This window comes from Enterobacter sp. BIDMC 27, assembly GCF_000534415.1.
Classification (GTDB): domain Bacteria; phylum Pseudomonadota; class Gammaproteobacteria; order Enterobacterales; family Enterobacteriaceae; genus Enterobacter; species Enterobacter hormaechei_C.
Genome location: NZ_KI973178.1, coordinates 1,293,603 through 1,300,013, shown reverse-complemented (window position 1 = coordinate 1,300,013; position 6,411 = coordinate 1,293,603). Strand labels below are relative to the sequence as shown.

4 protein-coding genes and 1 tRNA gene are annotated in these 6,411 nt (G+C 56.5%); 3 read left to right on the top strand and 2 right to left on the bottom strand.

From position 1 onward, the window contains the following. Positions 1–10: 10 nt before the first annotated feature. A tRNA-Gly gene (locus L463_RS16350) sits at positions 11–86 on the bottom strand. A gap of 196 nt (positions 87–282) precedes the next feature. Then, entirely contained in the window at positions 283–828 is a 546-nt protein-coding gene (gene orn / locus L463_RS16355; protein ID WP_003855965.1) for an oligoribonuclease, read from the bottom strand. A 107-nt stretch (positions 829–935) separates the two neighbouring features. On the opposite strand from orn, the gene rsgA reads away from it, so the two are divergent. The 3 genes from rsgA (at position 936) to mscM (ending at position 6,397) form a co-directional block, all read left to right on the top strand. Then, positions 936–1,988, top strand: coding sequence for a small ribosomal subunit biogenesis GTPase RsgA (gene rsgA, locus L463_RS16360; RefSeq protein WP_032673102.1), 1,053 nt, complete (start codon positions 936–938; stop codon positions 1,986–1,988). Positions 1,989–2,085: 97 nt separating this feature from the next. After that, entirely contained in the window at positions 2,086–3,054 is a 969-nt protein-coding gene (asd, locus tag L463_RS16365) for an archaetidylserine decarboxylase (RefSeq protein WP_026080660.1), read from the top strand. 19 nt (positions 3,055–3,073) lie between these two features. Further along, positions 3,074–6,397, top strand: coding sequence for a miniconductance mechanosensitive channel MscM (mscM, locus tag L463_RS16370; protein ID WP_017383961.1), 3,324 nt, complete (start codon positions 3,074–3,076; stop codon positions 6,395–6,397). Positions 6,398–6,411: the final 14 nt, after the last annotated feature.

Here is a 6,411-nt window from a genome sequence, read left to right as displayed (position 1 = left end):
TTTCAAATTTTGGAGCGGGAAACGAGACTCGAACTCGCGACCCCGACCTTGGCAAGGTCGTGCTCTACCAACTGAGCTATTCCCGCAAATCTGTACTGCTTTTGTTGCTGTCGTAACGTGTAATTCTCTGTCGTTACGGGAGGCGCATTATACGAGAAATCCGTTTAGCTGCAACCCCCCTCAAAGCGATTTTTTTGAAATTCAGTTCAAGTGCTTATTTAATCGGCAAGCTGAACAATTTAGCGACAAAAACCCGGCCACGCAAGGCGCCGGATCGCAAAATCAGAGCTTAATAAAGTTTTCGCGATAGTACGCCAGCTCCGCAACAGACTCACGGATGTCGTCCATCGCCTGGTGCGTCCCCTGCTTTGTAAAGCCGTCGAGAATTTCCGGTTTCCAGCGGCGGGCCAGCTCTTTCAGGGTGCTCACATCCAGATAGCGGTAGTGGAAGTAGGACTCCAGCTCCGGCATGTACTTAAACAGGAAACGACGATCCTGACCAATGCTGTTGCCACAGATAGGCGATTTTCCTGCCGGCACCCACTGCTTCAGAAATTCAAGCGTCGCCAGCTCCGCTTCGCGGTCGCCCAGGGTGCTGGCCTTCACGCGTTCCACCAGCCCGCTGCCGGTATGGGTACGCACGTTCCACTCATCCATCAGCGCAAGCTGGTCATCGGACTGGTGCACGGCAATCGTTGGGCCTTCCGCCAGAATATTGAGATTGGCATCGGTGACCAGTGTGGCGATCTCAATAATGCGATCGCGCTCGGGATCCAGGCCGGTCATCTCCAGATCGATCCAAATCAGGTTGTTTTCGTCCGCGCTCATGTTATTTTCCACCCTTCTCGCATAACCGGCAGTAGCAGGTTAACTAGTATTAATTAGAGTGTATCATAGAGGTTTTGCCCGCTACGGGCGACCAGGAGCCAGCGCGATTGAGTAAAAATAAACTCTCCAAAGGGCAGCAGCGCCGCGTGAATGCAAATCACCAGCGCCGTCTTAAAACCACTACGGAGAAGCCCGATTACGACGACAACCTGTTTGGCGAAGCGACAGAAGGCGTTGTGATTAGCCGCTTCGGCATGCACGCCGATGTCGAATCCGCCGACGGGGATATCCACCGTTGCAATATCCGTCGCACCATCCGTTCCCTGGTGACCGGTGACCGCGTGGTCTGGCGTCCAGGCAAAGAGGCGGCGGAAGGGGTAACGGTTAAAGGTATCGTTGAAGCCGTGCATGAACGCACGTCGGTTTTGACCCGTCCAGATTTCTACGACGGCGTGAAGCCCATTGCCGCCAACATCAACCAGATAGTGATCGTTTCAGCGATTTTGCCTGAGCTTTCGCTCAATATTATTGACCGTTATCTGGTGGCCTGCGAAACGCTACAGGTTGAGCCGCTCATCGTGCTGAATAAAATCGATCTGCTGGATGACGAGGCCATGGCCTTTGTAAATGAGCAGATGGATATTTACCGCAACATTGGCTATCGCGTGTTGATGGTTTCCAGCCGCACCAAAGATGGCCTGAAGCCGTTAGAAGATGCGCTGACCGACCGCATCAGCATCTTTGCGGGGCAGTCCGGCGTAGGTAAATCGAGCCTACTTAACAACCTGCTCGGCCTTCAGCAGGAGATCCTGACCAACGATGTGTCTGACGTCTCGGGCCTGGGCCAGCACACCACCACTGCCTCACGTCTCTATCACTTCCCGCACGGTGGCGATGTGATTGACTCCCCGGGCGTGCGTGAATTTGGTCTCTGGCACCTCGAGCCGGAACAAATCTTTAACGGATTTGTCGAATTCTATGACTATTTAGGCGCTTGCAAATACCGCGACTGTAAACATGACAACGATCCGGGCTGCGCTATCCGCGAAGCGGTAGAGAACGGAGAAATTGCGGAAACCCGTTTCGAAAATTACCACCGTATTCTCGAAAGCATGGACCAGGTAAAAACGCGTAAAAACTTTTCTGATTCTGATAACTGACAACTAAGCTAAGCGTCGCTAAAATCGTCCCCTTTTTTCAGGTTCCGGCAGCGTAATGCCGGATCAGGAACGACAAAACAATGGCCTGGAGGCTACCTTGTTAAACTCATTTAAACTTTCGCTTCAATACATTCTGCCGAAACTGTGGCTCACTCGCCTGGCGGGCTGGGGCGCGAGCAAACGAGCGGGCTGGCTGACCAAACTGGTCATCGACCTGTTCGTGAAATACTACAAGGTCGACATGAAAGAAGCGCAGAAGCCGGATACGGCAAGCTACCGCACCTTCAACGAATTTTTTGTGCGTCCGCTGCGCGACGAAGTGCGCCCGCTGAATACCGACCCGAACGTGCTGGTGATGCCAGCGGACGGCGTGATCAGCCAGCTGGGTAAAATTGAAGACGACAAAATTTTGCAGGCGAAAGGCCATAACTACAGCCTGGAAGCGCTGCTGGCCGGTAACTACATAATGGCCGATCTGTTCCGGAACGGGACTTTCGCGACCACCTATCTCTCCCCACGCGACTACCACCGCGTGCATATGCCGTGTAATGGTATTCTGCGCGAGATGATCTACGTGCCGGGGGATCTGTTCTCCGTAAACCACCTGACGGCGCAAAACGTTCCTAACCTGTTTGCCCGTAACGAGCGCGTCATCTGCCTGTTTGATACTGAATTTGGCCCAATGGCGCAGATTCTGGTGGGTGCTACCATTGTAGGCAGCATCGAAACCGTCTGGGCGGGCACCATTACGCCGCCGCGCGAAGGCGTGATCAAGCGCTGGACCTGGCCTGCCGGCGAAGAAGAAGGTTCTGTGGCCCTGCTGAAAGGTCAGGAAATGGGCCGCTTCAAGCTGGGCTCAACGGTCATCAACCTGTTCGCACCGGGCAAAGTTAACCTGGTCGACGAGCTGGAAAGCCTGTCCGTGACCAAACTCGGCCAGCCTCTGGCAGTATCGACGGAGGTCTTTGTGACGCCAGAGGTTGCGCCTGCCCCGTTGCCGGAAGAAGAGATCAAAGCCGAGCACGACGCCAGCCCGCTGGTTGACGACAAAAAAGACGAAGGCTAACAACAGAAGGATCGCTGACGTGCGCCCGATTATCGTATTACTGATGGCCTGGTGCCTCAGCATGGGGGCGTACGCAGCGACGGCCCCCGACGCCAAACAGATAACCCAGGAGCTGGAGCAGGCAAAAGCGGCGAAGCCCGCTCAGCCGGAGACCGTTGAGTCACTCCAGTCTGCACTGAACGCGCTTGAGGAACGAAAGGGTTCCCTTGAGCGCGCGCAGCAGTATCAGCAGGTTATCGACAACTTCCCCAAACTCTCTCAGACCCTGCGCTCGCAGCTAAACAACCTGCGCGATGAACCACGCCAGGTCCCCGCGGGGATGACGTCCGAGGCGCTGAATCAGGAGATCCTGCAAGTCAGCAGCCAGCTGCTGGAAAAAAGCCGTCTGGCGCAGCAGGAGCAGGAACGGGCGCGTGAAATTGCCGATTCCCTCAGCCAGCTTCCACAGCAGCAAACCGATGCCCGCCGTCAGTTAAATGAGGTGGAACGTCGCATCGGGACGCAGACAGGCAGCACACCGCAGAATCAGGCGCAAAATCTTGGGTTACAGGCGGAATCCGCCAGACTAAAAGCGCTGGTTGATGAACTGGAGCTGGCGCAGCTTTCCGCTAACAACCGCCAGGAGCTGTCGCGGATGCGTTCCGAGCTGGCGCAGAAGCAGAGCCAGCAGCTGGATGCATATCTCCAGGCGCTGAGAAATCAACTCAACAGCCAGCGTCAGCGTGAAGCTGAACGTGCGCTGGAAAGCACCGAGTTACTGGCCGAAAACAGTGCTAACCTGCCCGACAGCATCGTCGCCCAGTTTAAGGTTAACCGCGAGCTTTCTGCCGCGCTGAATCAGCAGGCGCAGCGCATGGATTTGGTGGCCTCGCAGCAGCGTCAGGCCACCAATCAAACCCTCCAGGTTCGTCAGGCGCTCAACACGCTGCGTGAACAGTCCCAGTGGCTTGGCTCGTCTAACCTGTTGGGCGAAGCGTTACGCGCGCAGGTGGCTCGTCTGCCAGAGATGCCAAAACCGCAGCAGCTTGATACGGAGATGGCGCAGTTGCGCGTTCAGCGTCTTCATTATGAGGATCTCCTCAACAAGCAGCCGCAAATCCGCCAGATCCGTCAGGCTGACGGACAGCCGCTCACCGGCGAGCAAAGTCGTATTCTGGAAGCGCAGCTGCGCACCCAACGCGAACTGCTCAATTCCCTGTTGCAGGGAGGCGATACGCTGATCCTTGAGCTGACTAAGCTGAAAGTCTCGAATAGCCAGCTGGAGGATGCGCTGAAAGAGGTCAACGAAGCCACGCACCGTTACCTTTTCTGGACGTCCGACGTGCGGCCGATGACCTTCGCCTGGCCGATTGAGATTGTGCAGGATCTGCGCCGCCTCATTTCATTGGACACCTTCAGCCAGCTGGGCCTCGCCAGCGTAATGATGATAACCAGCAAGGAGACCATCTTCCCGCTGCTGGGGGCGCTGATTCTGGTGGGCTTCAGTATTTATTCCCGTCGTCACTTTACCCGTTTCCTTGAGCGCTCCAGCGCCCGAGTGGGAAAAGTAACCCAGGATCACTTCTGGCTGACGTTGCGTACGGTGTTCTGGTCAATTCTGGTCGCGTCTCCGCTGCCGGTGCTGTGGATGACGCTCGGATACGGCCTGCGTGAAGCCTGGCCCTACCCGCTTGCCGTCGCGATTGGCGATGGCGTGACCGCCACCGTTCCGCTGCTGTGGGTGGTGATGATTTGCGCCACGTTTGCGCGGCCAAATGGTCTGTTCATCGCTCACTTTGGCTGGCCGCGTAATCGCGTTGCGCGGGCGATGCGTTACTACCTGATGAGTATCGGGCTGATTGTGCCGCTGATTATGGCGTTGATCATGTTCGATAATCTCAATGACCGGGAGTTCTCCGGCTCGCTGGGACGGCTGTGCTTTATGCTGATCTGCGGGGCGTTAGCGGTAGTGACGCTCAGCCTGAAACGCGCCGGGATCCCGCTCTATCTCGACAAGACCGGCAGTGGCGATAACATGTTTAACCGTCTGCTGTGGAACCTGCTGCTCAGCGCGCCGCTGGCGGCGATGCTGGCGGCAGCGGTCGGTTATCTCGCCACGTCGCAGGCGCTGCTCGCCCGACTGGAAACGTCGGTGGCTATCTGGTTCCTGCTGCTGGTGGTCTACCATGTTATTCGCCGCGGCATGCTGATCCAGCGTCGTCGTCTGGCGTTTGACCGTGCCAAACACCGTCGCGCAGAAATTCTGGCCCAGCGCGCGCGGGGTGAAGAAGAGCCGAACCACGTCAACAGCACCGAAGGGACCACAGACGCCGATGACGTCGAACTGGATCTGGATGCGATCAGTACCCAGTCCCTGCGGCTGGTACGCTCAATTCTGATGCTGGTTGCCCTGCTGTCGGTGATCTTCCTGTGGTCGGAAATCCACTCCGCGTTTGGCTTCCTGGAGAACATCTCTTTATGGGATGTGACGTCCACGGTGCAGGGGGTCGAAAGTCTGGAGCCCATCACCTTAGGGGCCGTGCTGATTGCGATTCTGGTGCTGATCATCACCACGCAGCTGATCCGTAACTTCCCTGCCCTGCTGGAGCTGGCGCTGTTGCAGCATCTGGATTTAACCCCCGGCACGGGCTATGCGATCACCACCATCACCAAGTATTTAATCATGCTGTTTGGTGGGCTGGTTGGCTTCTCGATGATTGGTATCGAATGGTCAAAACTGCAATGGCTCGTTGCCGCCCTGACCGTAGGCCTGGGTTTTGGTTTACAGGAGATTTTTGCCAACTTCGTTTCTGGTCTGATCATTCTGTTTGAAAAGCCGATTCGAATTGGCGATACGGTGACCATCCGCGATCTCACCGGCAGCGTCACCAGGATCAACACCCGCGCCACCACCATCAGCGACTGGGACCGTAAAGAGATCATCGTCCCGAACAAGGCGTTTATCACCGAGCAGTTTATCAACTGGTCGCTGTCCGACTCCGTCACGCGTGTGGTGCTGACCGTACCCGCTCCGTCGGATGCCAACAGCGAAGAGGTGACGCAGATCCTCTATACGGCTGCTGAACGCTGTTCGCTGGTAATCGACAACCCGCCGCCGGAAGTGTTCCTGGTTGATTTGCAGCAGGGGATCCAGATTTTCGAGCTGCGTATCTACGCCGCCGAGATGGGACACCGTATGCCGCTGCGCCATGAGATCCACCAGTTGATTCTGGCTGGCTTCCGCGAGCACGGTATTGATATGCCGTTCCCACCGTTCCAGATGCGTCTGGAAACGCTGGACGGACGTAAGACGGGAAGAACGTTGACGTCAGCGGCGCGTACGCGCCCGGCGGGAAGTTTGTAATCCTTTCCCCCTCC